Raw genomic sequence first — 24,123 nt, forward strand, 5'->3', positions numbered from 1 at the left:
TCGCGCCGCGCGCGTTGCTGCCACGGGTTGTCAGGAGGGGTGGCGCAGGCTGGTGGGTGCGACGGCCGCCAGGGAGCCCACGACGCTCCGGGCGCCGTTCACCGTCTCCAGGCGCTGAATCCGCGCGTCGAGGCGTCGAGCACAACCGCCGAGAGGCCGCCGGGACATCGGCGGTGTTTACAAAGGTACAGGAAAAATCCATGAAGATCCTTGTCACAGGCGCGACCGGCACCGTCGGCCGCGAGATCGTCAAGCAGCTCGCCGAGGGCGGTCACCACGTCCGCGCGCTGAGCCGCAACCCGGGCAGGGCGAAGCTCCCCGCAGGCGTCGAGGCCGTGGCCGGCGATCTGACCGCGCCGGAGAGTTTCGCGGCTGCCTTCGAGGGCGTCGAGGCGCTGCACCTGATCAACTTCGGCGGCGACGATCACGCGCCGCTGCAGACCGGGGAGCAGATCGTCGCGCTCGCCAGGCGAGCGGGGGTGCGCCGGATCTCGGTGCTGCTCGGCGGATCGTCCGCCCCGCTCGACGCCGCGGTGGCGTCCAGCGGCGTCGACGCGACCTTCCTTCAGCCGGTGGAGTTCATGGCGAATCACCTCGAATGGGCGCCGTCGATCCGCGGCGAGGGGGTGGTACGAGAGCCGTTCTGCGATCGGCTGAGCGCGGCGGTCCACGAGGCCGACATCGCCGCGGTCGCTGTCGCGGCGCTGACGCAGGGCGGTCACGCGGGCAAGACGTACACCCTCACCGGGCCGGAAGTGCTGAGTCTGCGCCGGAAGATCGAGCTCCTCGCCGCCGCCGCAGGCCGCGAGATCAAGCTCGTCGAGCTGACCGAGCAGCAGGCGCGGGAGCGGTGGGCGGCGGCGGGGTTCTCGCCGGAGGCCATCGAGTTCTTCGTCGAGATCTACGGGAACACGCCGGAGATCGGCAAAACCGTCGTCCCGACGATCGAGCAGGTGACAGGGCGGCCGGCGCGCACGTTCGCGCAATGGGCGGCGGAGCACGCGGCGGCGTTCGCGGCGTAGGGTGAGCAGCTCTCTCGGGTCCAGCGCCTGAGGAATCCCTCATTTTTGCAGCCATTTCAGCGAGAAAATTGAACAGGGAGACGGAGAGTATTTTGAAGATTTTCCTCCCCGTCTCCCCGCCTCCCTGTTCAATTCTCCTGAGAATTTGAGGGGATGCCTCGGATCCAGCCCTCTCCGCGATAGGACAGAGGTTGGAGCTCCCGGCGCTGGATTGCGTGGAGTCCGCTGAGACCAGCGTGCCCGCGCTCGGCGCTGGATTGCGCGGAGTCTGCTCTGAGCAGCTCGGACGGTCAGCTTGCCGTGGTGAGAGGTCGACTTCATAGACTCACGCGGAGCCCCGTGATGGGGTTTCCGTGCTGTCGAACTGTCGATTCACCCTGGAGAAGCGAGCCATGACAGACATCCATACGCCGAGAGACGAGCACAGGACCACGGGCCGCAAGCTCGTCGTGCTCAGCCCGACCGTGAACATCGCCGCCATGGCGAGCGCGCTGGAAGCCGTCGGCATGGAGGTGGTCATGGCCTCCCAGTACGGCGGCGCCGTGCCGCCGGACAAGATGCTCACGGCCGACGCGGTCGTGTTCGACAGGCTCCAGACGATGGTCGTCGCCGACCCCTCACCGGCGGCCCTCGCCGTCATGAAGGAGCTCCAGGAGCGCGGCGTCATCCTCTCGGTGGAGGACGAGGGGTACGTTCACGCCATCTCCGCGCCCGCCCTGCAGTCCTCGCAGCGAGAGTACCTGGATGGCTATCGGGCCGGCGTGAACGGGCTCATCGATCATCTCCTCTCCGGCGGTGCGCCTACGGCGACAGAGGGGTACACGAGAGAGGCCCGCGCGCGCGGCGAGTCCCCGAGCGGCGTCCGCGAGGAGAGGCCGGGCCACGAGCTCCACGAGCCTGGGACCAGGCCGCTCGGGCAGGGGAACGTGACCTGGGGTCTCAACGCGATCGGCGTCGAGGCCTCGCCGTTCACGGGGCGCGGGATCCGGGTCGCCGTCCTCGATACGGGGCTCGATCTGCGCCATCCCGACTTCAGGGGTCGGAAGGTCGTCTATCAGTCCTTCGTGCCCGGAGAGACGGTCCAGGACCAGGCCGGTCACGGCACCCACACGGCCGGCACCGCCTGCGGGCCGCAGGCCTCGGCGCAGGGGCCGCGCTACGGCGTCGCGTACGAGGCCGACCTGTACATCGGCAAGGTCCTGGGCGGCCCGGAGGGCTCCGGCGCGGATGGCTGGATCATGAACGGGATCAACTGGGCCCTCGTGAACGGGTGCCGGGTCATCTCGATGTCCCTCGGCAGCCAGCGGCCTCCCTTGGAGGCGTACCGGGCGCTCGGGGAGCGGGCCCTGAACCAGGGCGCGATCATCGTCGCCGCCGCGGGCAACGCGAGCCATCGCTCCCGGGGCGACATCCAGTATACGGGCGCGCCGGCGAACTCCGGGACGATCCTCTCGGTCGCGGCGCTGGACAGCAACCTGCGGGTCGCGGATTTCTCGAACGGCGGCAAGATCGATATCGCGGCGCCAGGCGTCAACGTGCACTCCTCGTGGCCGCTGCCGCAGGGCTACAACACCATCAGCGGCACCAGCATGGCGACCCCGCACGTGGCGGGCGTCCTGGCGCTGCTCATGCAGGCGGATCCGCACGCGAGCGCCCCGGATATCTGGCGGCGCCTGCAGAGGATGGGGCGCAGGCTCAACGCGCCCGCCTCGGATGTCGGCTTTGGCCTGGTGCAGGCGCCGGTGTCCGCGAGGACGGAGCAGGCGGAGCCGATTGGCAAGCAGAAGGCGTCGGTCCCCTCCTCGCCGCCCGCGCAGCGCGAGGGGCCCATCATGGAGAGGGGTGGAGTCCAGATCCCCTCGCCGCGAGCGTCTGACACCCGGTAATCCATCGCGAACACGGGCCCACCTTGGGCCGACGCGGCCGTCATGGCGAGTCCAGGCGGGAGGCGCCCGCGTGCCGGCGGCGGCGGGCGCCTTCTGCCATGAACGCGCCATCGCGCTCGCCCATGCCACGCAACAGGGAGAAGCGAGCCATGAAAGACATCCATCCTCCGAGAGATGAGCACAGGACCACGGGCCGCAAGCTCGTCGTGCTCAGCCCGACCGTGAACATTCCCGCCATGACGCGCGCGCTCTCAGCGGTCGGCATGGACGTGGTGGTGGCCTCCGAGCGCGGCGGGGCCGTGCCGCCGGAGACGATGGCCACGGCCGACGCGATCGTGTTCGACAGGCTGCACATGATGGTCGTCACCGATCCCTCACCGGCGGTCCTGTCGGTCATGAACGAGCTCCAGGCGAAGGGCATTCTCCTCTCCGTCGAGGACGAGGGGTTTGTTCACCCGCTCTCGGCGCCCGGGCCGGTCGGGCAGGGGGACGTGACCTGGGGTCTCGGCGCGATCGGCGTCGAACAGTCGCCGTTCGCAGGGCGCGGGATCCGGGTCGCCATCTTCGGCGCGGGCTTCGATATGAACCATCCGGACTTCCAGGGCCGGAAGGTCGTCCACCGGTCCTTCGTGCCGGGAGAGACGGCGCCGGACGGGAACGGCTTCGGCACCTATGCGGCCGGCATCGCCTGCGGGCCGCGGAATCCATCGCAGGGGCCGCGCTACGGCGTCGCGTACGAGGCCGAGCTGTACATCGTCAAGGTCCTGTCCGACCAGGGAGGCGGCGCCGACGGCTGGATCATGAACGGGATCAACTGGGCCCTCGAGAACGGGTGTCGTGTCCTCTTGCTGCCCCTCGGGAGCGCGCGGCCCCCCACTGAGGCGTACCGGGCGCTCGGCGAGCGCGCCCTGGCGCAAGGTGCGATCATCGTCGGCGTGGCGGGCCAGGGCAGCCATCGCACCCGAGGCGATATCCAGTATACCGGCTCGCCGGCGAACGTCGTGACGATCCTCTCGGTCGGGGCGGTCGACAGCGACCTTCGGGTCGCGGATTTCTCGAACGGCGGCAAGATCGACATCGTGGGGCCGGGCGTCGGCGTGCTCTCCTCGTGGTCGCTGCCGCAAGCCTACAATACCCTCAGCGGCACCACCGCGGCGGCAGCGCACGTGGCGGGCGTCCTCGGGCTGCTCATGGAGGCAGATCCGCACGCGAGCGCCCCGGAGATCTGGCGGCGCATGCTGGCGACGGCGCGCCAGCTCAACGCGCCCGCCTCGGATGTCGGCGCCGGCCTCGTGCAAGCGCCGGTGTCCGCAGCGACAGCGCCGTGAAGGCCATCTCCAGCCAGAGCGCCGATCAGCCTGAAACGCCCAGGAACGAAGAGATTTGAACCACAGAGGGCACAGAGGGGAGAGAAGATAGAAGCTTCTTTATCTCTTCTCTTCCCTCTGTGCCCTCTGTGCCTCTGTGGTTCGTGGCGCTCACGGCGCGCTCTCTGCGGGCGCGATCGCCGCGCCGTCGCGCTCGCCCAGCCACGCGCGGGCGAGCGCGAGCGTGCGCGCGTGCTCGGGCACGTTCTCCAGGAAGCCCGCCCGCCACGCGGGGTTCGCGATCCGCGCCGTGCGCTCCAGCAGCCGCTCGCGGGCGGTCGCGATCGCGACGCGGGCCTCCCCGGGCGCGCCGCACGCCTCGAGGGCCTCCGCCCGCACCAGGTAGATCTGCGACTCGCCCTCCTCGAGGTGGCCCTGCGCGGCGATGATCGGGGCGGCGAGCTCCGCGGCCCGGTTCGCGACCTCGAGCGCCTCGGCGGCGCGCCCCGCGGCGAGCAGCACCCCCGCGAGGATGCCCAGCGCGCACGGGATGAGCGGCGGGACGTCGGCGAGCAGCTCGCAGCCGCGGCGCGCCACGGCCTCGGCCTGGTCGAGGTCCCCCGCGACCCGGAACACCTCCGCGAGGTAGACGTAGGTGCCGCCCTCCATCCGCCGGTCGCCTGCCGCCACGAACGACCGGAGCGCGTCGTCGAGCAGGGCCCGCGCCTCGCCGAGATCGCCGAGCTGGAGGAGCGTGCGGCCGAGGTTCTCCTTCGCGAACGCCGCCATGAACAGCAGGCCGAGCCGCCCCGTGTCGGCCAGCGCGGCGCGGAGCTGGCGCGCGGCGTCGGCGTAGGCGCCGAGCTCGTTGCAGAAATGACCGGCGTTGATGCGCGCCCCGCAGGCGCCGCGCACGTCGCCCGCCGCCTCGTAGCAGCGCACCGCCGCCTCGCAGAGCTCCCAGGCGGCGCCGACGTCCCCGGCCAGGATCGCGCGGTGCGTGCGCAGCCGCAGGACGGGCGCGCTGACGGTCGGGTCGTGCTGGAAGCGCCCGAACGACGCGTCGATGCGCGACGTCAGCGCGTCTGTCTCCTCGCACTGGCCCTGCATGTAGAGCAGCATCAGCGCCGTCTGCGACATGACGCTGAGCTCGGGCCCGGTCACCGCCTCGGCCGACCACCGCGCGCACAGCGTCCTGGAGAGCGCGACGACGGCGTCCCCGCGCCCCACGTGATGGGCGGCCCAGAGCGCGACGCTCGCCGCGCGGCACCACGACGCGCTCCCCTCGGGCAGCGCCAGCATCGCCCTCGTCGCGTGCAGGTCGGCCGCCGCGCTCTCGCCCCGGAAGCGGTACGCCTCCGCCTGGACGGCCTCGACCTCGCCGAGCGCCTCGCCGGCCGCGCCGCACGCGACCGCGCGCTCGGCGCGCTCGATCGCCGCCGCGTAGTCGTTGCCGCCGAGCGCCTGCTCGGCCGCCCGCCGGTAGCTGCCGATCGCGCGCTCGAGCTCGCCGCCGCGCTCGAAGTGCGTGGCGAGGACCATGGCATCGGTCTCGCCGGCGTCGGCGAGCCACGCGCCCGCGAGCCGGTGGCCGAGCAGCCGGTCCCCCTCGGTCAGCATCTCGTAGGCCGCGTCGCGCACGAGCGCGTGCCGGAAGGCGTACGCCACCTCGCCCTGGAACGTCGACTCGTGCAGGCGCGTGATGAGCTCGCTCCGCGCGAGCTCCGCCAGGCAGGCGTCGAGGTGCGCCCCGTCCGCCTCGGCCCCGAGCAGCGCGCCCGCCGCGCCGCGCCAGAACACGCTGCCGAACACGCTGCCCGCGCGCAGCACCCGCCGCGCGTCGGGCGCGAGCCCCTCCAGGCGTGACTGCATCATCGCGAGCACCGTCTCGGGGACGCCGCCGCCGTGGCCCTCGGCCGCGGCGCGCACGAGCTCCTCCAGGAAGAACGCGTTGCCCCCGGCGCGGTCGACGATCTGCGCGACGACCCCGGCGTCGACCGCGCCGAGCGCCTCGCCGACGAGCTTCTCGCACGTGCGGCGCGACAGCCCGACGAGCCGCAGATCCGTCAGCGCGCGCTTGCTCCAGAGGTCCGGGAACGACTCGCGCACCTCGGGGCGGGCGAGGGCGAGCACCATCAGCCGCTCGCCCTCGAGGAGCCGCAGCGCCGCGTCCACGTACTCGACCGTCGGCCGGTCGCCCCAGTGCAGGTCCTCCAGCACGAGCAGGACCGGCCGCGCCCGGCACTCGGCGCGCGCGAGCTCCACCCACGCGGCCTGCATCTGGTCGCCCATGACCTTCGCGTCCTGCCGCGCCACCCGGAGCAGCACGCTCGCCTCCGCGGGGAAGGGCGTGCCCACCATCTCGCCCAGGAACTCGGTGACGGCCTGCCGCAGCGGCTCCGCCACGTGCTCCGCCACGCGCGCCGCGAGCTTCCGCCGCCGCGCCTCGAGCGGCTCGCCGTCGAGCAGCCGCGCCGCGCGCCGGACGACCTGGCCGAGCAAGCCGAACGGCGCGCCCATCCGCATCGGGTCGCCGCGCGCGATCCAGAGCTCGAGCGGCCCGCCGCGCGCGGCCAGGCGCCGCGCGAGCTCGTGGCGCAGGCGCGATTTGCCGACCCCCGCCTCCGCGGTGACCAGCACCGCGCGGGCCTCGGACTCGGCGACGCACTCGTCGAACGTCGACTGCAAGAGGAGCAGCTCGCGCTCCCGCCCGGCGCACCGCGTCGGCTTGCCGAGCAGCTTGCGGGCCTCGTCCGCGGGCTCGAGCTCGCCGATGAGCGCGAGCGTCGAGCGGTCGAGCGACACCTCAAAGCGATCGCCCAGGAGGTCCGCGGTCATCCGGTCGAGGAGGACGGGGGACGTGGGCTCCGCGCAGCCGGGCGCGCCGGCGGCCGCGCGATCGGACAGCGTGCGCGGCGACAGGGTGCGGGCGGCCGCGCGATCGGCCAGCGTGGCGGCGTCCCTGGGATCGGACGGCGCGCAGGCGGCCAGCGTGGCGGCGGCCTTGCGATCGGCCAGCGAGCGAGCGGCCGCGCGCGCGATCGTGCTCCCCGCGAGCAGCGCGCTCGCGCGATCGATGACCTGCCCCATCGGCTGCGTCTTCTCGAGCTCGTCCCACCCGGTCGAGAGCGCCACGTGCGTGCCGGGCAGGAGGTCGCGCAGGGCCATGGCGCAGCGGGCCGCGTTCACGGCGAGGTCGGTCGGCGAGCCCGCGCCGGTGATCACGGCCGCGAGGGAGCCGTCCCGCAGCAGCTCGAGCTGCGCGCCGTGCCGGGCGGCGACCTGCCGGAGCGCCTGCGACGTCCTGTAGAGCGCGCTGAGCCTCGGGGCGTCGCTGAGCGAGGCGGTCGCGGCGTGCGAGTCGGCGCTGGCGGGCGCGCCGGCGTCCGCGTCGGGCGCGTGCGCGAGGATCACGCTGACGAGGCGCCGCTCGCGGCGCGTCAGGCCGGGGACCGAGGCGGGCGCGCGCGAGGACGACTCCGCGATGAACGTCGCGAGCGCGCGCAGCTCCTCGAGCGCCTCCCGCGCGTCGGGGCGCCTGTCCGGCTGCTTGACGAGCAGCCGCGCCACGAAGGCGTCGAGCTCCGCGGGCAACCCGGGCGCGAGCGCGCCGAGCCGCGGGGGCTCCTCGAAGACCACCCTGGCCAGCATGGCCAGCGGGTGCGCCGCGGCGAAGGGCGGCCGGCCCGCCAGGCAGGCGAACAGGACGCACCCGAGCGCATAGACGTCCGCGCGGGCGTCGACCTCGCCCTCGCCGATCACCTGCTCCGGCGCCATGAACGACGGCGTGCCCACCGTCGCCCCGGTGCGCGTCAGCGCCGTCGTCGCGTCGGCGAGCCGCGCCAGGCCGAGGTCGACGATCGTCGCCCGCTCGAGCTCGCCGCCCGGCAGGAAGATGTTCTGGGGCTTGATGTCGCGGTGGACGATGCCCTGCGCGTGCGCGAACGCGAGCCCCTCGGCCACCCGGATCAGCACCTTGATGGCGGCCGCCGGCTCCAGCCGGCCGCGGGCGAGCCGCGCCGCGAGGTCCTCGCCCTCGAGCCACTCCATGGCGAGGTAGAGCTCACCGTCCGGCGTCTGCCCGTGCGCGATGTAGCGGACGATGCACGGGTGCGCGAGGGCGGCCAGCGCGCGCGCCTCGCGGGCGAACCGGCTGCGCTTGTCGTCGGTCGGATCCCGCAGGACCTTGATGGCCACCGGCGCGCCGCTCTCGACGTCGCGCGCCCGATAGACGGTGCCGAGACCGCCTTTCCCCGCCTGCCGCTCGATAAGATAACGCGCCCCCAGCCTCTCCCCCGGCGTCATGGGGTCGAGTATCTCACGGAATGCGCGCGTCTCTGCCAGCGACGAGCTGAGCCGGCGCTCACAAGGTAGGTCCTCGTCGCATTGCGCGGCCCGAGCACACCTGCGGGCCGGCGACCGATTGAGCTTTTTGCCCGCGCGCAACTCCTGCGCTCGCGCGAGGGGCGGCCGCGGGCCCCGTCGGCCCGGGGGATCGCTCAGCCGCGCTTGGCGTCGACGTCCGCCGTGCTCTCCCCTGCGGCGCGGGCCTCGCGGAAGGCCGCGTCGTGGCGCCACGCCTCCCGCGCGGCCTCGCCGGCGCTCAGGCCGTGCGCCATCCCGGCCGCGGCGATCGCGCTCCGGAAGCGCGCGCCGGCGCGGCGGTACTCGATCGACACGAGGATCAGACAGAGCGCGACGAACAGCACGGTGCGGGCGCTCGGCGCCGGCTGCGACCAGGCGATCCAGCCGATGGCCACCGCGAGCAGCGCGCTGCAGAGCCCCCACGACTCGCCGCGCTCGCCGCGCCCGTCCTCCGCGGCGCGGGCCAGCGCGCTCGCCACGGCGGGTGGCGGCTCGGCCGCCTTCTCGGAAGGCACCGCTGCCGCTGTGCCACGAACGACCGGCGCGCCGTCGCGTGCCGTGAGCGGCCCCGACGACGCGCCGCTACAGCTCCCTGACACCCCGAGATGTGTTGAGCTCATACAAGCCCCTTTCTGGGTTCGCCGTCCGACCCCACACTCCAGCTGGCTTGCACGCCTCGCGCCATCGCTCGATCCGGCGCCTGGACGTCATTCCGAAGGCCGCGGCAGCATCGCTCGCGCAGCGCTCGCGCCGGACACGCAATCGGTGCGCCCCGATGAAAACTCCGTGTCATCGCGGCGAACTCGGCGCTTGCGCTCACGGTCCCGGTGGTCCCGCGCACAGGTCATGGCCACCTGTAGCATCTCCGGTGCCGTGGACCCGTGGGGAGGGCCACCGGATAGAGCCCGTCGCGACCGGCGCATGGTCTGCGACGGGCGCGCAAACCGTGCGCCCGTCCTGCGCACCGGACGGCGCTGCGCCGAGAGGGGCAGCGCTCAGCGGGCGGGGGCGCGGGTGCGCGGGCCCGTGACCGGCGCGGGCCGCGAAGACGGGGCGCGCCAAGCAAATCGCGCGCCGCGATCCTGTCACGGGTAGACGTAAGGCGCGTCGAGCCCGAGCGGGAGGCCGAGCTGCCAGTAGGCGAGCAGAAAGAGGCTCCACGCGACGAGGAATGTGATGGAGTAGGGGATCATCAGCGCCATGAGCGTGCCGATACCGGTGCTCTTCACGTACTTCTGGCAGAAGACCACCACGAGGGGGAAGTACACCATGAGCGGTGTGATGATGTTCGTTGTCGAGTCGCCGACGCGGTAAGCCGCCTGGGTGAGCTCCGGCGAGATGCCGAGCGACATGAGCATGGGCACGAAGATCGGGGCGAGCAGCGCCCATTTCGCGGACGCGGAGCCGATGAGCAGGTTCACCGTCGCGGTGAGGATGATGATGCCCACGATGGTCACCGTGCTCGGCAGCGCCAGCGCCTGCAGCCCCGCGGCGCCCTTGAGCGCCAGGAGCGCGCCGAGGTTCGACTTGTTGAACAGGTAGATGAACTGCGCGGCGAAGAAGGCCATCACCAGGTAATAGGCCATCGTGCTCATCGTCTTGCTCATCCCGCCGATCACGTCGCGGTGGCTCGTGAAGGTGCCGGCCGCATAGCCGTAGACGAGCCCCGGGACGAGGAAGAAGAGGAAGATGAGCGGCACGATCGCGTTCATGAGGGGCGCGGCGCTGACCGTGAGCTGGCCGGTGGGCGCGCGCAGCGGCGACGATGGCGGCGCGCACGCGGCGACGAGCAGGGCCACGCAGAGCGCCATCGCTCCGAGGCCTGCCCAGAGCGCGCGCGCCTCGCGCGGCGTGAGGTCCGCCATGCGCCGGTCCTGCTCGGGGGCCGCGTCGACGGGCATCCGGGCGACGCGCGGCTCGATCACCCGGTCGGTGATGTACCAGCCGAGGCCGATGATCAGCAGCGACGAGGCGCTGCAGAAGAACCAGTTGCAGAGCGGGTTGACGGTGCGCTTCGGGTCGAGGATGCCGGCGCCGGCCTGCGTCAGGCCCTGCAGCAGCGGGTCGAGGCTGGAGGGGATGAAGTTGGCGCTGAAGCCGCCCGCGACGCCGGCGAACGCCGCGGCGATGCCGGCGAGCGGGTGGCGGCCCGCGGCCTGGAAGATGACCGCGCCGAGCGGGATGACGAGCACGTAGCCCGCGTCGGCCGCCGTGTGGCTGACGATGGCGACGAGGATCAGCATGGGCGTGAGCAGCGCTCTCGGCGTGATCGCGAGGAGCTTCTTCAGGCCGGCGTTGATGAACCCGGAGTGCTCGGCGATCCCGACCCCGAGCAAGGCCACGAGCACCACGCCGAGCGGGTGGAAGCCCGTGAAGGTCGGGACCATGCTCGAGAGGAACTCGGTGAGCGCCTTGCCCGAGAGCTGGCTCTGGACCTGGAGCGGCTGCTTCGTCCGCGGGTCGATCTCGCTGAACTGGAGCGGCGCGAGGGCCGCGGACAGGACCATGACCGCGGCGGCGAGCACGACGAAGAGCACGGCCGGATCGGGGAGCCTGTTGCCGGCCCGCTCGAGCGCGTCGAGGGCGCGGCTCGCCCGGCCACGCCGCGCTCCGGGCGCGGGCGAGGGGAGCTCGGGTTGATTGCTGGACATGGGGTTATCGTAGGCCGAACGCGCGCGGAACGGCGCCGCAAGGCGGCTTCACGCGCGCGATTCCGAGGGTGGGGTTGGTGTGAAGGGTCGATGGTGGCCGAGCGCCGCGCGTGGCTCCGGCGCACGCGCGGGCGCCGGACGTCCTCAGGCCGCCTTGCGGGCCTCGTCGGCCTCGAGCTCGCGGACGATCGGGAGGACCTTCTTCCCGAAGTGATCCACCTCCTCGAGGTAATGCAGGAACCCGGTCAGCACGAGATCGACCCCGGCCGCCTGATAGGCGACGATCCGCCGCGCGATCTGCTCGGGCGTTCCGATGAGGCCCGTGCGGAACCCGTCGTTGTACTGCACGAGGTCCTCGAAGTTGGAGTTGGCCCACATGCCCTCGCGCTCGGGCGACGCCCGGCCGGCCTGCCGCACGGCGTCGCCGAAGCCGTTCACCGCTTCCACGTCCGCGTGCGCGATGATGTCGCGCAGGACCTGCCGCGCCTCCTCCTCGGTGTCGCGGGCGATGACGAACGCGTTCAGGCCGAACTTCACGCGGCGCCCCGCGCGCGCGGCGAGCTCGCTGATCTCGGTCACCTGGGCGCGGACGCCCTCGATGGAGTTGCCGTTCATGAAGTACCAGTCCGACACGCGCGCGGCCATCTCCCGCGCCGCCCTGGAGTTGCCTCCCTGGAAGATCTCGGGGTGCGGCTTCTGCGCCGGCTTCGGCTTCAGCGTGAAGTCGTTGATCCGGTAGAAGTCGCCCCGCAGCGAGAAGTGGTCCTCGGTCCAGATGCCCCGGAGCGCCCGGATGAACTCCTCGGAGCGACGGTATCGCTCGTCGTGCTCGAGCCACGGCTCGCCGAGCGCCGTGAACTCCCCCTTGAACCAGCCGCTCACGACGTTGACCGCGAACCGCCCGCCGGACAGGTCATCGGCCGTCGCGCCGAGCTTCGCGAGCACCCCGGGGTGCCACAGCCCCGGGTGGACGGCCGCGATCACCCGGAGCCGCTCGGTCGCGAGCAGCAGCGCGAGGCTGAACGACGTCGACTCGTGCTGGTACTCGGCGCCGTAGCTCGCCATGTAGCGGACCTGGCTGAGCGCGTACTCGAAGCCGCTGTCCTCCGCGAGCCGCGCGAGCTTCCGGTTGTAGTCGATACCCCAGTGCGTCCGCTGCTCGATCTTGCTCACCACGAGGCCGCCGCTGACGTTCGGCACCCAGTACGCGAACTTCACCGGGGCGCGCCCGGCGGGCGCGATCGACGTGGGCGGCGTGATGCTTTCGTTGTTGCTCATGATCTGGTTCCTCCATCCGTGCCCGCGCGGGCTCACTCTCCGCCGGCCTCGAAGAGCTCGAGCGGCAATCCGACGAGCGATTTACCGATCCACTCGCGCGCGATGTTGTTGGACGGCCCCATGCCGATCGCCGCGCGCGCGTCGCGGAAGGCGCGCTCGAGCGGACCGCGGCGGTAGCCGTAGCCGCCGCTCACGTCGAGCGCGAGGCGCGCCACCTTGTTGGCCACCTCCGCGGCGTGGACCTTGAACTCGGTGAGCGGCATGAGCAGCTCGCCCTGGGGCTTGCCCGCGGCCTGGAGCGCGTCGAGCTGCTCGGCGAGCGCCGCCTGCCAGGGGCGCAGGCTCTCGACGAGGACCTTGGCCTCCCCGAGCTGCTGGCGCAGGACCTGGTAGTCGGCGAGGCGGCGATCGAAGTCGCGGTGCACGGTGCCGAGCGCGTACTCGGTCACGGACGCGAGCGCGCCCCGCGCGACCCCGTGCCACGCGGCGCCGAGCCCGATGAGGTACACCGGCGAGACGCCGTGATAGATGATGTCCTTGCCCTGGCCCTCCGCGCCGAGCCGGTCGCGGCGAGGCACGGGCACGTTCGTGTAGCGGATCGGCCCGCTGTGGTTGCCGTGCACCCCGAGGGCGTCCCAGCGGCCCGCCTCGATGCCGGGCCGCGTCCCGTCGACGATGAAGAAGGTGATGTCGGTCGGCCCCTTCGCGCCCGGCGTGCGCGTCTGGAGGACGTAGTAGTCGGCCTTCCCGGCGCTGGTCGTGAACGATTTGTCGGCGGAGATCAGGTAATCGTCCCCGTCGCGCTTCGCCTCGCTGAAGTTGAACCACCAGTGGCCGCCCGACGCCTTCTCGCTCGTCGAGTAGGTGCCGACGAGCCCGCGCCGCGCGGGCCTGAGCCACCGCTCCTTCTGGTCGTCGTTGCCGTACAGCGCGATCGTCTGCGCCGCCCCTGTGTGCATGACATAGACGAGCGCGGTCGACGCGCACGCGCGCCCGATCTCCTCGGCCGCTATGGCGAACGCCCCGTGGCCCAGCCCGAGCCCGCCGAGCTCCTCGGGCAGGAGCACTCCATTCCACCCCTCGCGCGCGAGCGCCTCGAGGTTCTCGCGCGGGAAGACCCCCTCGCGGTCGACCCGATCGGCGTTCGGCGCGATCGCGGCGGCGACGATCGCCTTCACGCTCTCGCGGATCGCAGCTTCATCTCGTCTGGCCATCTCCATCTCCTCGTGTCGGCGCACCCGCGCCGTTCGCTCTTGCCTCGCTCCGGTCAGGCGATCTCGCCGCCTGGCCGGGTCCCCGCGGCGCATGCGCGCCGCCTGCCCGCGTCGCTCTCCGGAAGGTCCCGCGCGCCGCCCTGTCCGGGGCGCGGTCCCGCGCCCTCCTCAGGAGTAGAAGCTCGGCTCCGGGATCGCGCCGTTCAGCGCGTAGGCGCCGAGCTCGCGCGATTTGTAATCGACGGGGTCGTGGAGCGTGTGCGTGCGCAGGTTCCGCCAGAACCGGTCCATCCCGGCGTCTGCGGTCGTCGCGCTCGCCCCCATGACCTCGAACATGCCATTCGTGATCTCCAGCCCCGCGCGCGACGTCGCCACCTTCGCCGCGGCGATCGCGATCGCGCACGCGCCGCGCTGCTCGGGGCTCAGCCGGTCGCCCTCCTCCCAGGCCGCCTGGAACGCCGCCCCGGCGCGATCGGCGAGCAGCCGCGCGGCCTCGAGGCCGAGCCACATGTCGCCGTACCGGAGGAGGACATAGGGATCCTCGGTCGCGGGCGTCCCCCTGGCCGCGATCCAGGGCCGCCGCCGCGCGCGCGTGTACCGTCGCGCCTCCTCGAGGGCCCCTTCGGCGATGCCGAGGTACACGTTCACGAGCACGAGCTGGGCGAGGCACGGGCGCAGCGAGGCGAACGTCGAGCCGAGCGGCCCCGGCGTCGTGAGGAGCTCGTCGGCCCGCACCTCGACGTCGTCGAGCTCGACGGTGCCGCTGTCGGTCTGCCGCTGCCCCATGTTGTCCCAGTCGCCGAGCACCCGGATCCCTGGCCGCCCGGTCGGGACGGCGGCGACCACGAGCCTGGACGTCGCGTCATCGATCGCCGACACGATGAGCATGTCCGAGTCGCTCGCCCCGGAGCAGAAGCTCTTCGCGCCGCGCACGACGAGGGCGTCGCCGCGGCGCACGAGGCGCGCGCGCGTGTCGAGCGGGTTCAGCGCGTTCCCCCAGAACCAGCGCTTCGCGACGGTGTCCGCCTGAAGGCGGCTCGCCTGGCCCGCGCTCCCGAACAGCCGCAGCGTCGCGAGCATCAGGTGGTGAAAGCCGAACACGTGGGCGATGGCGCTGTCGGCGCGCGCGATGCGCCGGACCGCCTCGAGCACGACGGGCCAGGGCGCTCCCCAGCCGCCCAGGTCCGCCGGCACGGAGAGTGAAAGGAGCCCGCTCCGCCGCAGCCGATCGCGCTCCTCCTTCGGCGTGCCGCCCCGCCTGTCGCGCTCCACGGCGGTCGCGGCGAAAGCGTGTGAGAGCTCGTCGGCGATCTCCAGCGCGTTGCTCGGCGCCGGGTGCGCCTGTCCATTGCTTACGTGAGCGGCTTCGCCCTGCATGCCTCGGCCTCGATCGACGGGCCATGTCGCGACGCCGCGCGTCCGTGGCACGTCCTTGGCACGTGTCGTCAGCACGTGTCGTTGGACCGCGCGGTTGGGCACGACTCGTGCCATGGCCATCCCATCGCCTTGCCCGCGCACATTCGCTGAGCGGAGCGAGGGGGCTCGTCCGGCGGCTGCTGCTCCAGCAGCAACGCCTGCGCGTGAGGTGTTGCTGGAGCAGCAACGGCGGCATGGCGCGCGGGGGGATCCTTGTCGCGGCGGCCTGCGCTCGCGCGCGAATTCCTCGATTCGCGACCTCGGCGCGGGGCGTGCTTACGGGCCTCCGGCCCGGCGATGCACGGGCGAGGAGCCCATCTTTCAATGAACGTCTTCTGGTTTCTCCCGACGCACGGCGACGGCCGTTATCTCGGCACGGCCGAGGGGGCGCGCCCCGTCTCGCTCTCGTACCTTCGCCAGATCGCGCAGGCCGCCGACGACCTCGGCTATCACGGCGTGCTGCTCCCCACGGGGAGGTCGTGCGAGGACGCCTGGGCGGTCGCGTCGGCCATGATCCCGCTCACGCAGCGGCTCCGGTTCCTCGTCGCGCTGCGGCCGGGCATCGTCTCGCCCACGTGGGCAGCCCGCATGGCGTCGACGGTCGACCGCCTGTCGGGCGGCCGGCTGCTCCTCAACGTGGTGACCGGCGGCGACCCCGCGGAGTCCGAGGGCGACGGCGTCTTCCTCGGGCACGACGAGCGGTACGCGGTGACCGACGAGTTCCTCACGATCTGGCGCCGCGTCATGGCCGGCGAGACGGTCGATTTCGAAGGCAAGCACCTGCGCGTGAAGGGGGCGAAGCTCCTCTATCCGCCCATCCAGGCGCCGCACCCGCCGCTCTACATCGGCGGCTCGTCGCCCGCGGCGCACGCGCTGGCGGCGCGCCACCACGACGTGTACCTGACCTGGGGCGAGCCGCCGGCCGCCGTGGCCGAGAAGATCGCGGACGTGCGCCGGCGCGCGGCGGCCGAGGGGCGCGAGGTGCGCTTCGGGATCCGGCTGCACGTCATCGTCCGCGAGACCGCGGAGGCGGCGTGGGCGGCGGCGAACGACCTGATTCGCCACCTCGACGACCGCGCCATCGCCGCGGCGCAGCAGGCCTTCTCGCGCTTCGACTCCGAGGGCCAGCGGCGCATGGCGGCGCTGCACAACGGGCGGCGCGACGCGCTCGAGATAAGCCCCAACCTCTGGGCCGGCGTCGGGCTCGTGCGCGGCGGCGCCGGCACCGCGCTCGTCGGGGATCCGGAGACGGTCGCGCGCCGCATGCGAGAGTACACGGAGCTCGGGATCGAGACGTTCATCCTGTCCGGCTATCCGCACCTCGAGGAGGCCTATCGCGTCGCCGAGCTGCTCTTCCCGCGGCTCTCCATCGGCCAGAAGGGGCCTGACGTCCGCCCGAACCTCACCGGCCCGTTCGGCGAGGTGATCGCGAACGACATCCTCCCTCAGCGGTCGCAGAGCTGAGCCGCAGCAGCGACGAGCCGGCCCTTTTCAGAAGAGAAATTGAACAGGGAGGCGGGGAGGATTTGAATCTCTCTCTCCCCGCCACCCCGCCTCCCTGTTAATTCCCCCGATAATTCGAGTGAATGCCTCAGGACTGGAGCGTCTGGGGCCCTTTCACCGCCGCGCGCGCCTCTCCGGTCCTCGAGAGCGAGGCTGGGGGCTCCGAGGCTGGCGGTGTCCCGATCTCGCCGAACTGCAAGAGGCGCGTGCGCACGAGCTCGCGGCTGACGCCGAGCCGGATCGCCGTGTGCCCCAGGTTGCGCTCGCAGCGGCGGTACGTCGCGCGGATCACGATCTCCTCGACGCGCTCGTGCGCGTTGGGGCAGCCGCTCTCGAAGAGGGCGGCGATGGTGGCCTCGAGCGTGGCCATGAGCCCGTCGACGGTGCTCGGGGCGCCCGGCAGCGCGGGGGCCTTCGGCTGGAGGCTCGTGAACCGCAGATCGTCCCTTGTCACGCGGCCGGCGCGGCAGACGAGCGACGCCTGGTGAATGACCTGCTCGAGCTCGCGGATGTTGCCAGGCCACGGGTGCGCGAGCAGCAGCTCCACCGCGGATGACGCGAGCGCGCACGGCGCGGCCCCGAGCCGCCGCCCGTACAGCCCGGCGAAATAGCGCGCGAGCGGCAGGATATCGCCCGGCCGCTCGCGCAGGGGCGGCACGGCGATGTGCGCGCCGTTCAGCCTGGCGAGCAGGTCCTCGCGGAACCCGCCGGCGGCGACCACGCTCTCGAGCGGCACGCTCGTCGCGGCGATGACGCGCGCGTCGACCGCCGCCCTCCGCGCGCCGGCCCGGATCACGTCGCGCTCCTGGAGCGCGCGCAGCAGCCGGGCCTGCGCGCCGGGCGGGAGGTCTCCGACCTCATCGAGGTAGAGCGTGCCGCCCTGGGCCGCGTCGATCAGGCCGCGCTTCCGCGCGCCGGCGCCCTGCTCGTGGCCGAAGAGCTCGCTCTCCGCGAGCGAGGGCGACAGCACCCCGCAGCTCACGGCGATGAACGGCCGCCCGCGGCGCCCGCCGAGCTCGTGCAGGTGCCGCGCGAGGATCTCCTTGCCGGTCCCTGTCTCGCCGCTGAGGAGCGCGGCCGCGTCGCTCGCCGCGGCCTGCTTCACGCGCTGGAGGAGCTGGTGCGACCTGGGGTCCTCGAAGACGAGCGCCCTGGCGCGCTCGGTCGGGGGCATCGTCAATTCCGGGGCGGGGAGGGTGAGCAAGCGCATGGGTTTCACCTCGGCGCGCCAGCGAGTTGCCTGGCGCGAGTACTGCAATGCACGTGCAAAGAAGCGAAGGGCGCCGCCCTCCTCCCCGGCCGGACCTCAGGCGGCGACCTCGCGCGCCGGGAGCGCGAGGCCTTCGCGGATGACACTGTCGATGAAGGGCCTCACGACCTCTTCGAGCTTGTTCCCGAGCTCGTCATCGATCTCGAGCAGCCCGTCCTCGCCGAGGCGCAGCGCCTTGTCGAGGAGGAACAGCCCTGCGAGCACGTGCCGCGCGCCGAGCGACTGGAGCACCGGCCGCAGCCCGTAGTCGATGGAGAGCACGTGCGCGATCGTCCCGCCCGTCGCGAGCGGCAGCACGGCCTTCCCTGCGAGCCCGAACTGCGGCAGGAGGTCGAGCAGCGCCTTGAGCACGCCCGTGTACGCGGCCTTGTAGATGGGCGTCGCGATGACGACCCCGGCCGCCTCGGCGATCACCCGCGTCGCCTCCGCGATGGCGGGCGAATCGACCCTCCCGAAGAGGAGATCCTCGGCGGGAAGGTCACGAACATGGACGGTGGTGACGCGAAACCCTTCACGCCCGAGGCGCGCCGCGACCCGGGCCGCGAGCGCCGCCGTCTTCGATCGCGGGGAGACGCTTCCTGTGATGATGACGATGTTGGACATGGGCGCGACATAACAGGGCCAGCGCGCTTTGTCCATCATAACGGATGAGTCGTCCGTGATGGGAGACGAGGCCTGGCGGACCGGCGCCGGGCCGCGTGAGGTGCGGCTGTCCCGTGAGCGAACGTCGCCGCGCCTGCTGCCTACGCCCACATGCCCCTCCATGGTGCGGACCGGTCGTGGGGAGCTCGTCTGTCGCTGGTTCGCGCTGCTCCGTACGGGTCGGTCATGCCACCTGTCCAGTGGATGTCCTGAGCGTGCGGTTCCTTCATGCAATCGTCAGCGATCGGAGCACTCTCCTCGGATCCTGGAGGCATCCTCACCAATCTCCCCTGTGACCTTCCGCGAGAACGGGACCGCGATCTCAGTGAGGTAGCCTCGCCAACCATGCCTGCCGCTCGCTGCAAAGGGCGCAGCTCTCGGGGCACCGGAAACGGTCCGGGCAAGGCTGCGGCGGAGCCCCCGGGGCACCGGAAACGGTCCGGGTAAGGCTGCGGCGCAGCCCTCGGGGTACCGGAAACGGTCCGGGTAAGGCTGCCGCGCAGCCCTCGGGGCACCGGAAACGGTGTGGGCAGGGCAGCGGCGCAGCCCTCGGGGCACCGGAAACGGTATGGGGAAGGCTGCCGCGCAGCCCTCGGGGCACCGGAAACGGTATGGGGAAGGCTGCCGCGCAGCCCTCGGGGCACCGGAAACGGTATGGGGAAGGCTGCCGCGCAGCCCTCGGGGCACCGGAAACGGCCCGGACCGGGCAGCCGAATTGCCCGGGCGCAGGTTCGCGACATCCGGTGGCATGTCGTCAGGATCATGCCAGGCGCGTTGACGCATCCGGACCGGTCGTTATGCCTGGCCGGAACGTTCGACGTGCGTCGGGCGCTCACAACAACGTCCATCGCGGGGGGTGGAGGGCGTGTCCTTTCCTGTCCTCCACGGCTCGGCGATGGGGACAAGCGAGAGGTAATCCCCTCATGGCGACATCTTCTTCGGTCAAGAAAAAGCCCGCTCCCAGGAAGCCCTCGGCCGCGCCTCAGGCGGCGGCGGCGTTCGACAAGGCGCTGCCCGAGATCGAGGCGCTGAGCCCGGACCGGCTCATCCCCCTGAACCTCGACGTTCCCCGCGTGGTCTCCCAGGTGCTCGGCGTGCTTCCTGGCCTCCGCGCGCTGCGCGGCGACATCGCGGCGCACCTGCCGACGTTCGATATCGCGCGGCTGGACCGGCTCGAGACCTACGCGCTCGCCGCCTGGTACGCGCACCTTCTTTGGCTGTCGAGCGGAGGCGCCGAGAACGCGCTGAAGCCGCTCCTCGCCGAGGCGACCCCGCTGCGCGAGAACCTGCTGGGCGACGCCGAGGCGCTCGCTCGCCGCGGCCTGCTCGACGCGGCGACGGTTGCGGACATCCGCGCGGGGCAGGGGCACATCGACATCGCCAACGACCTCGTGGCGCTCTCGGCGCTGTTCAGCGCGAGCTGGTCCGAGATCGCCGGCAAGACGGCGGCGACCGAGGAGGAGGTGAAGCGCGCCGGGGAGATCGGACCGCAGCTGCTCGCCGCCCTCGGCGTGCGGGAGCACGGCAAGGGACCCGGGCCGACCGAGGCCGCGGACAGGCGGGCTCGCGCCTTCGCGCTGCTCGTCCATGCTTATGACCAGATCCGCCGCGCCGTCGCCTTCCTGCGCTGGGACGAGGAGGACGCCGACGTGATCGCCCCGTCGCTCTACAAGGGGCGCACAGGCCGAGCGACGTCGTCCACGGATACCACGGCGGCGCCGGCCGACGAGGCGCCGGCTGGGCCGACGGCGTCGCCCGGCACGCCGGCGCCGGTCACGCCGGCGGGTACGGCCGCGCCGCCGGCTCCCGGCGCCGCGCCGGCGGGGATGGCGGCCCCGCCGGCTCCCGGCGCCGCGCCGGCCGGCATGGCGGTCTCGCCGGCTCCCGGCGCCGCGCCCAGCGCCGCGCCCCCTGTCGGCTGACTCCGCCCGCGCGAAGTCCGGCCGCGTCTGGCCGGACTTTTGCGCCGCTTCGCGGCGGCTTCGCGTGGGCGGCCCTGGCTTTGTTTCCTCGGGGCTCCGCCCCGCTCCGCACCCCGGCACCCGCTTCGCGGCCGCCCTGGTTCCGAGCGTCAGCAATGCCTGGCGGGACGATTCCGCGGGGACGAACCGGTGCGATCCGGTGCTTTGCCGGGGATTTCAGGGAGACGTGACGACGGATCGCAGCCGGTCGGGTGGGGGTGGGCCCAACCCCACCGACCGGCGAGCCTCGATCCTGGGAAGCTCGCGTGCTTGTCAGGGCGAAGGCTGCTTGTCAGAGCGAAGGCTGCTTGTGACGCCCTCTCACCAAGGCACGACGGCTCGCGCGCCCTCGGTGGTGCCGCGAGCCACCACCAGACATGGAGGCGCGTCCCTCCAGCCCGCGTCCCTCGCGCCGCGCCCCTTCCAGGATCTCGGCTGAACCAGCCTCCCCGCTCGACCCGCTCCCCTCGCGGGCCCTGGTACGCCTCATGCCAGTGTCCGCCTGGTCTCCGCACGAAGGAAGCCGCCCGCGAGACTTGCTGCAACGATCAAGGAGAGACGATGATGCCCACGAACACGACCCACAAGACCCGCTCCCTCGTCCTGTCGCTCATGATGGCCGCCGGCCTGGCGGTTACAGCGTTCACGTCCCCTGCGGCGGCCGGGCCGCTGCCGACGCTCTCCGGATGGGGCGTGCGCGGCTATGCCAGCTTCATGGGCTCGGTGAGCCAGCAGGCCGACGGCTCGCTCAGGGGGCATTTCACGATCATCATCCACAATCCCGGCGAAGCCCCCGTCACCTGCCGCTACCTGCGCTTCCGTCCCCATACCGTGAGCGGCGGGAGCTGGAGCTTCGATGGCCATGGCACGTGCTGGAGCTCGGGCGGCACGTTCGCTGCGGCGAACCGCTTCGCCTTCTCTGACCTGGGCAGCCCAGGCGCGGGCGTCGACGCCGTCGACGTGAACTACTACGGCGCGGTCGGCGTCTCGATCCCCGGCGGCTTTTTCGATGACGGCGACATCGTCTACACGCCTTGAGGCCAGCCGTGATCCAGCGGGCCTGTCAGCGCTGCCGCTCGCGCCGCTGTGTCGGTCGCGCGATCGGAACATCGTGGCCGAAGGTGCCGCCGCAGGACAACAGGATCGGCAGCATGCCGGCGCGGTAGCGGGCGTAGGACGTCTCGTCCGTCACCTGGAGCCCCACCAGGAGCACGTCTCTTCCCGATGCCGGCCGCTCCGACCCGGCGCAGCCCTGGCCCGGCACCGCCTGACGCGTCAGCCAATGTGCGTGTGGAGGAACTCGACCGTGCGCTGCCACGCCAGCGCGGCGCTCTTCGGCTCGAACCTGGACGAATCGGTCGAGCGCATGAACGCGTGGCCGGCGTCGTAGACATAGAGATCCATCTCGCCTCCACCGGAGCGCGCCGCCTTCTGGATCGCTTCGGCCACGGAAGGGTTCGCCCAGTCGTCCACCCTGGCGTAGTGCCCGCAGATGGGCGTCTTCACCTCGGCGAACTCCTCCGGTGCGATCCGCGGCAGACCGTAGAACGGGACCGCCGCCTCCAGGGCCGGCCGCAGGTAACGTGCCGCAGCGAGGGTGAGCGCGCCACCCAAGCAGAAGCCCGCGACCGCGACCCTCCCGTTGCACCGGGGATGCGACCGCAGGTAGCCGACCGCGTGGCCGAGCTCACCTACGGCCTTCTGGAAGTCGAAGGCGCCGATCAGCTTCGCCGCCTCCTCGTCGTTCTCGGCGAGCTTGCCGTGATAGAGGTCGGGGGCGAGCGCGAGGAAGCCCGCCTGTGCGAACTGCTGGCAATGCGCTCGCATCACCTCGTTGAGGCCGTGCCACTCGTGGACCACGACGAGCCCCCCGACCTTGCCCGAGCCAGGCGGCTCGGAGAGGGCGCCCTTCATCTGCCCCGCGTTCCCCAACGAAAACGTCACCATCGTCGTCATGTCGTCCTGCTCCTTTCGTCACTCACTTCTCTTCACCAGGGCACGGGGCCGCGCGCGTCGAAGAACCCGCCGGTCGGGCCGGCGTCGTCGAGGAGCGCGAGCCTCACGGACGCGCGGGCGCCTTCCTCGACGGTCTGCGTGCCGCGGTGGCCATTCAGGATGCCTTCTCGGCGCAGCGCCGCAGCGGCTCGCGCGCCGCGCTCCTCGTCGCGTGCTCCGACGAGCACCGTCATGCTCGCGCGGCCGAGCTGGCGGGCGGTCTCGAGGCCGATCCCCTTGTTCGCGCCCGTGACGAGCGCTGTTCGCTGGACGTTCATGCCCGCCATCTACGACCGAGCGTCCAGAGGAGATTGGGCGATCTTGGCTCGAGGCGCGTCCTTGGGGAGCAGCCCGAGAACGCCCTGGCGCCGAGAAGGGCCGCGCTGTATCGTCCTCGGCGTGGACCTCTCGGCGGCGCAGCGCGGGCGGAGCCGGATCGCATTCTCACGCCCGGCTGCGCTCCCCGGCCTCACCGTCGGGCAGTTCCGGAGCGACGGGCCCCTGTTCACCTGCGTGACGGACCGCTACGCCACCGCGCTCCACTTCAGTGGCCGCTCCGAGTGGTCGCTTCGAGGCGCGCGCTGGTCGAGCGGCCCGGGCACGATCGACGTGAAGGTCCCCGGAGAGGTCTTCGCAGAGCACGCCCGCCAGGGCCAGCGGCGGTTTCAAGTCGTGATCTTCGACGCGCGCATGGTCGACGAGGCGCGCGCGACGCTGGACTCTCCCGCGTCGCCCCCGACGGAGAACGCGCTGTGCGCGCACGACCCGCGCGCTGCACCGTTGGCGGCTCTGCATCGCTCGCTGCTTCGCGGCGACGCGACGCCTCTCGAGCTCGCGGGTGTGTCGTCCGAGGCGCTCGCCGCCCTGTGTGAGCTCACCACCATGCGCCGAGATCCGCCCCGTCCGCGCAGCGCGTGGGCTCGCGCGGTGACGCGCGCGCGCGAGCTCCTCGATGCGCGGTTCACCGAATCGATCGCGCTCGACGAGCTCGCCGCCCACGCGCGACTCGACAAGTTCCGCCTCTGTCGTGCCTTCCGCGAGGAGGTAGGGCTTCCCCCGCACGCGTACGTGACCCACCGGCGCGTCGGCCTCGCAGGGGCGCTGCTCGCCCGGGGAGTCCCTCAGGCGGAGGTCGCTGCGCGCGTGGGGCTCTACGACCAGAGCCAGCTCCACCGGCATTTCAAGCGCATCGCCGGGGTGACGCCGGGGGCGTACGCCCGAGCCGCCCGCTGACTCTTGGGATCGACGAGTCAAGCGGCGTCTTACCTCGTGCACGACCCAGGCTGCCTCCGCCTCCCCGAGGGCGACGGCTCGGCTCAGGGTGGCGGCCCGGATCGTTCACGAGGCGCTCGGTCGGCTGCTCGGGCTGCCAGTGGCACCGGAGGGGTGAGCAAGCTTGGGCCGAACGTCGAGCCCGCATGGCGGAACTGCGGACGCCGCGGGGAGCGGTGGGAAAACGAGCGGCGAAGAGGCTCCTGCATGCTGGCACGGAGGCGGCACGCGCCGACCCCCGATCGCAAAGGAGCGCGTCGAGCCGCAGCACGACGGCCTGGTGAGGCTCTCGCTCAAGCGCGCCTTCGCTGACGGGACTGTCGCGGTGGACATGGATCTGC

At 72.3% G+C, this 24,123-nt stretch carries 18 protein-coding genes; 7 read left to right on the plus strand and 11 right to left on the minus strand.

Annotated elements, in window-relative coordinates; all coding sequences use genetic code 11:
• Positions 1–200: 200 nt before the first annotated feature.
• From WME96_RS11360 to WME96_RS11370, 3 genes are all read left to right on the plus strand, one after another.
• The gene (locus tag WME96_RS11360; protein ID WP_437290167.1) at positions 201–1,022 is read left to right on the plus strand and encodes an NAD(P)H-binding protein; all 822 of its coding nucleotides are present in this window, start codon (positions 201–203) and stop codon (positions 1,020–1,022) included.
• Between the two features lie 392 nt (positions 1,023–1,414).
• The gene (locus tag WME96_RS11365) at positions 1,415–2,908 is read left to right on the plus strand and encodes a S8 family serine peptidase (protein WP_437290168.1); all 1,494 of its coding nucleotides are present in this window, start codon (positions 1,415–1,417) and stop codon (positions 2,906–2,908) included.
• 149 nt (positions 2,909–3,057) lie between these two features.
• Positions 3,058–4,236, plus strand: a complete 1,179-nt coding sequence (locus WME96_RS11370) for a S8 family serine peptidase (protein WP_437290169.1) — start codon at positions 3,058–3,060, stop codon at positions 4,234–4,236.
• Positions 4,237–4,386: 150 nt separating this feature from the next.
• On the opposite strand, the gene WME96_RS11375 is transcribed toward WME96_RS11370, so the two are convergent.
• From WME96_RS11375 to WME96_RS11400, 6 genes are all read right to left on the minus strand, one after another.
• Positions 4,387–8,520, minus strand: a complete 4,134-nt coding sequence (locus WME96_RS11375) for a protein kinase domain-containing protein (RefSeq protein ID WP_437290170.1) — start codon at positions 8,518–8,520, stop codon at positions 4,387–4,389.
• A gap of 194 nt (positions 8,521–8,714) precedes the next feature.
• A complete protein-coding gene (locus WME96_RS11380) occupies positions 8,715–9,095 on the minus strand; it encodes a hypothetical protein (protein ID WP_437290171.1) in 381 nt (126 codons plus the stop codon).
• 570 nt (positions 9,096–9,665) lie between these two features.
• Complete coding sequence (locus WME96_RS11385) at positions 9,666–11,231, minus strand: AbgT family transporter (protein ID WP_437290172.1); 1,566 nt, start codon at positions 11,229–11,231, stop codon at positions 9,666–9,668.
• Positions 11,232–11,375: 144 nt separating this feature from the next.
• Entirely contained in the window at positions 11,376–12,509 is a 1,134-nt protein-coding gene (gene sfnG / locus WME96_RS11390; RefSeq protein WP_437290173.1) for a dimethylsulfone monooxygenase SfnG, read from the minus strand.
• Positions 12,510–12,541: 32 nt separating this feature from the next.
• Positions 12,542–13,723 carry an acyl-CoA dehydrogenase family protein gene (locus WME96_RS11395; protein WP_437290174.1) on the minus strand — a complete coding sequence of 394 codons (1,182 nt, stop codon included), beginning with the start codon at positions 13,721–13,723 and terminating at the stop codon, positions 12,542–12,544.
• Between the two features lie 168 nt (positions 13,724–13,891).
• Positions 13,892–15,100, minus strand: coding sequence for an acyl-CoA dehydrogenase family protein (locus WME96_RS11400; protein ID WP_437290175.1), 1,209 nt, complete (start codon positions 15,098–15,100; stop codon positions 13,892–13,894).
• A 363-nt stretch (positions 15,101–15,463) separates the two neighbouring features.
• Between WME96_RS11400 and ssuD the strand changes: the two genes are divergently transcribed.
• Complete coding sequence (gene ssuD / locus WME96_RS11405; protein WP_437290176.1) at positions 15,464–16,603, plus strand: FMNH2-dependent alkanesulfonate monooxygenase; 1,140 nt, start codon at positions 15,464–15,466, stop codon at positions 16,601–16,603.
• A gap of 127 nt (positions 16,604–16,730) precedes the next feature.
• On the opposite strand, the gene WME96_RS11410 is transcribed toward ssuD, so the two are convergent.
• Entirely contained in the window at positions 16,731–17,852 is a 1,122-nt protein-coding gene (locus tag WME96_RS11410; protein WP_437290177.1) for a sigma 54-interacting transcriptional regulator, read from the minus strand.
• A gap of 96 nt (positions 17,853–17,948) precedes the next feature.
• Positions 17,949–18,515 (minus strand): NADPH-dependent FMN reductase, encoded by a 567-nt coding sequence (gene ssuE, locus WME96_RS11415; protein ID WP_437290178.1) that lies wholly within the window; start codon positions 18,513–18,515, stop codon positions 17,949–17,951.
• A gap of 962 nt (positions 18,516–19,477) precedes the next feature.
• Between ssuE and WME96_RS11420 the strand changes: the two genes are divergently transcribed.
• Together WME96_RS11420 and WME96_RS11425 are read left to right on the plus strand one after the other, a co-directional pair.
• Positions 19,478–20,476 carry a hypothetical protein gene (locus tag WME96_RS11420; RefSeq protein ID WP_437290179.1) on the plus strand — a complete coding sequence of 333 codons (999 nt, stop codon included), beginning with the start codon at positions 19,478–19,480 and terminating at the stop codon, positions 20,474–20,476.
• A 600-nt stretch (positions 20,477–21,076) separates the two neighbouring features.
• Positions 21,077–21,553 (plus strand): hypothetical protein, encoded by a 477-nt coding sequence (locus WME96_RS11425; protein WP_437290180.1) that lies wholly within the window; start codon positions 21,077–21,079, stop codon positions 21,551–21,553.
• A gap of 25 nt (positions 21,554–21,578) precedes the next feature.
• Here WME96_RS11425 and WME96_RS11430 read toward each other — a convergent pair whose 3' ends face one another.
• The 3 genes from WME96_RS11430 to WME96_RS11440 form a co-directional block, all read right to left on the minus strand.
• On the minus strand, positions 21,579–21,728 hold the full coding sequence (locus tag WME96_RS11430) for a hypothetical protein (RefSeq protein WP_437290181.1): 150 nt from the start codon (positions 21,726–21,728) through the stop codon (positions 21,579–21,581).
• Positions 21,729–21,790: 62 nt separating this feature from the next.
• A complete protein-coding gene (locus WME96_RS11435; RefSeq protein ID WP_437290182.1) occupies positions 21,791–22,471 on the minus strand; it encodes a dienelactone hydrolase family protein in 681 nt (226 codons plus the stop codon).
• Positions 22,472–22,503: 32 nt separating this feature from the next.
• Positions 22,504–22,788, minus strand: coding sequence for an SDR family NAD(P)-dependent oxidoreductase (locus WME96_RS11440; RefSeq protein ID WP_437290183.1), 285 nt, complete (start codon positions 22,786–22,788; stop codon positions 22,504–22,506).
• A 121-nt stretch (positions 22,789–22,909) separates the two neighbouring features.
• Here WME96_RS11440 and WME96_RS11445 point away from each other — a divergent pair, with 121 nt between their 5' ends.
• The gene (locus WME96_RS11445; protein WP_437290184.1) at positions 22,910–23,743 is read left to right on the plus strand and encodes a helix-turn-helix transcriptional regulator; all 834 of its coding nucleotides are present in this window, start codon (positions 22,910–22,912) and stop codon (positions 23,741–23,743) included.
• The last annotated feature ends 380 nt before the right edge of the window (positions 23,744–24,123 follow it).

Origin of the sequence: Sorangium sp. So ce406 (assembly GCF_051474675.1) — a bacterium.
GTDB lineage: Bacteria > Myxococcota_A > Polyangia > Polyangiales > Polyangiaceae > Sorangium > Sorangium cellulosum_G.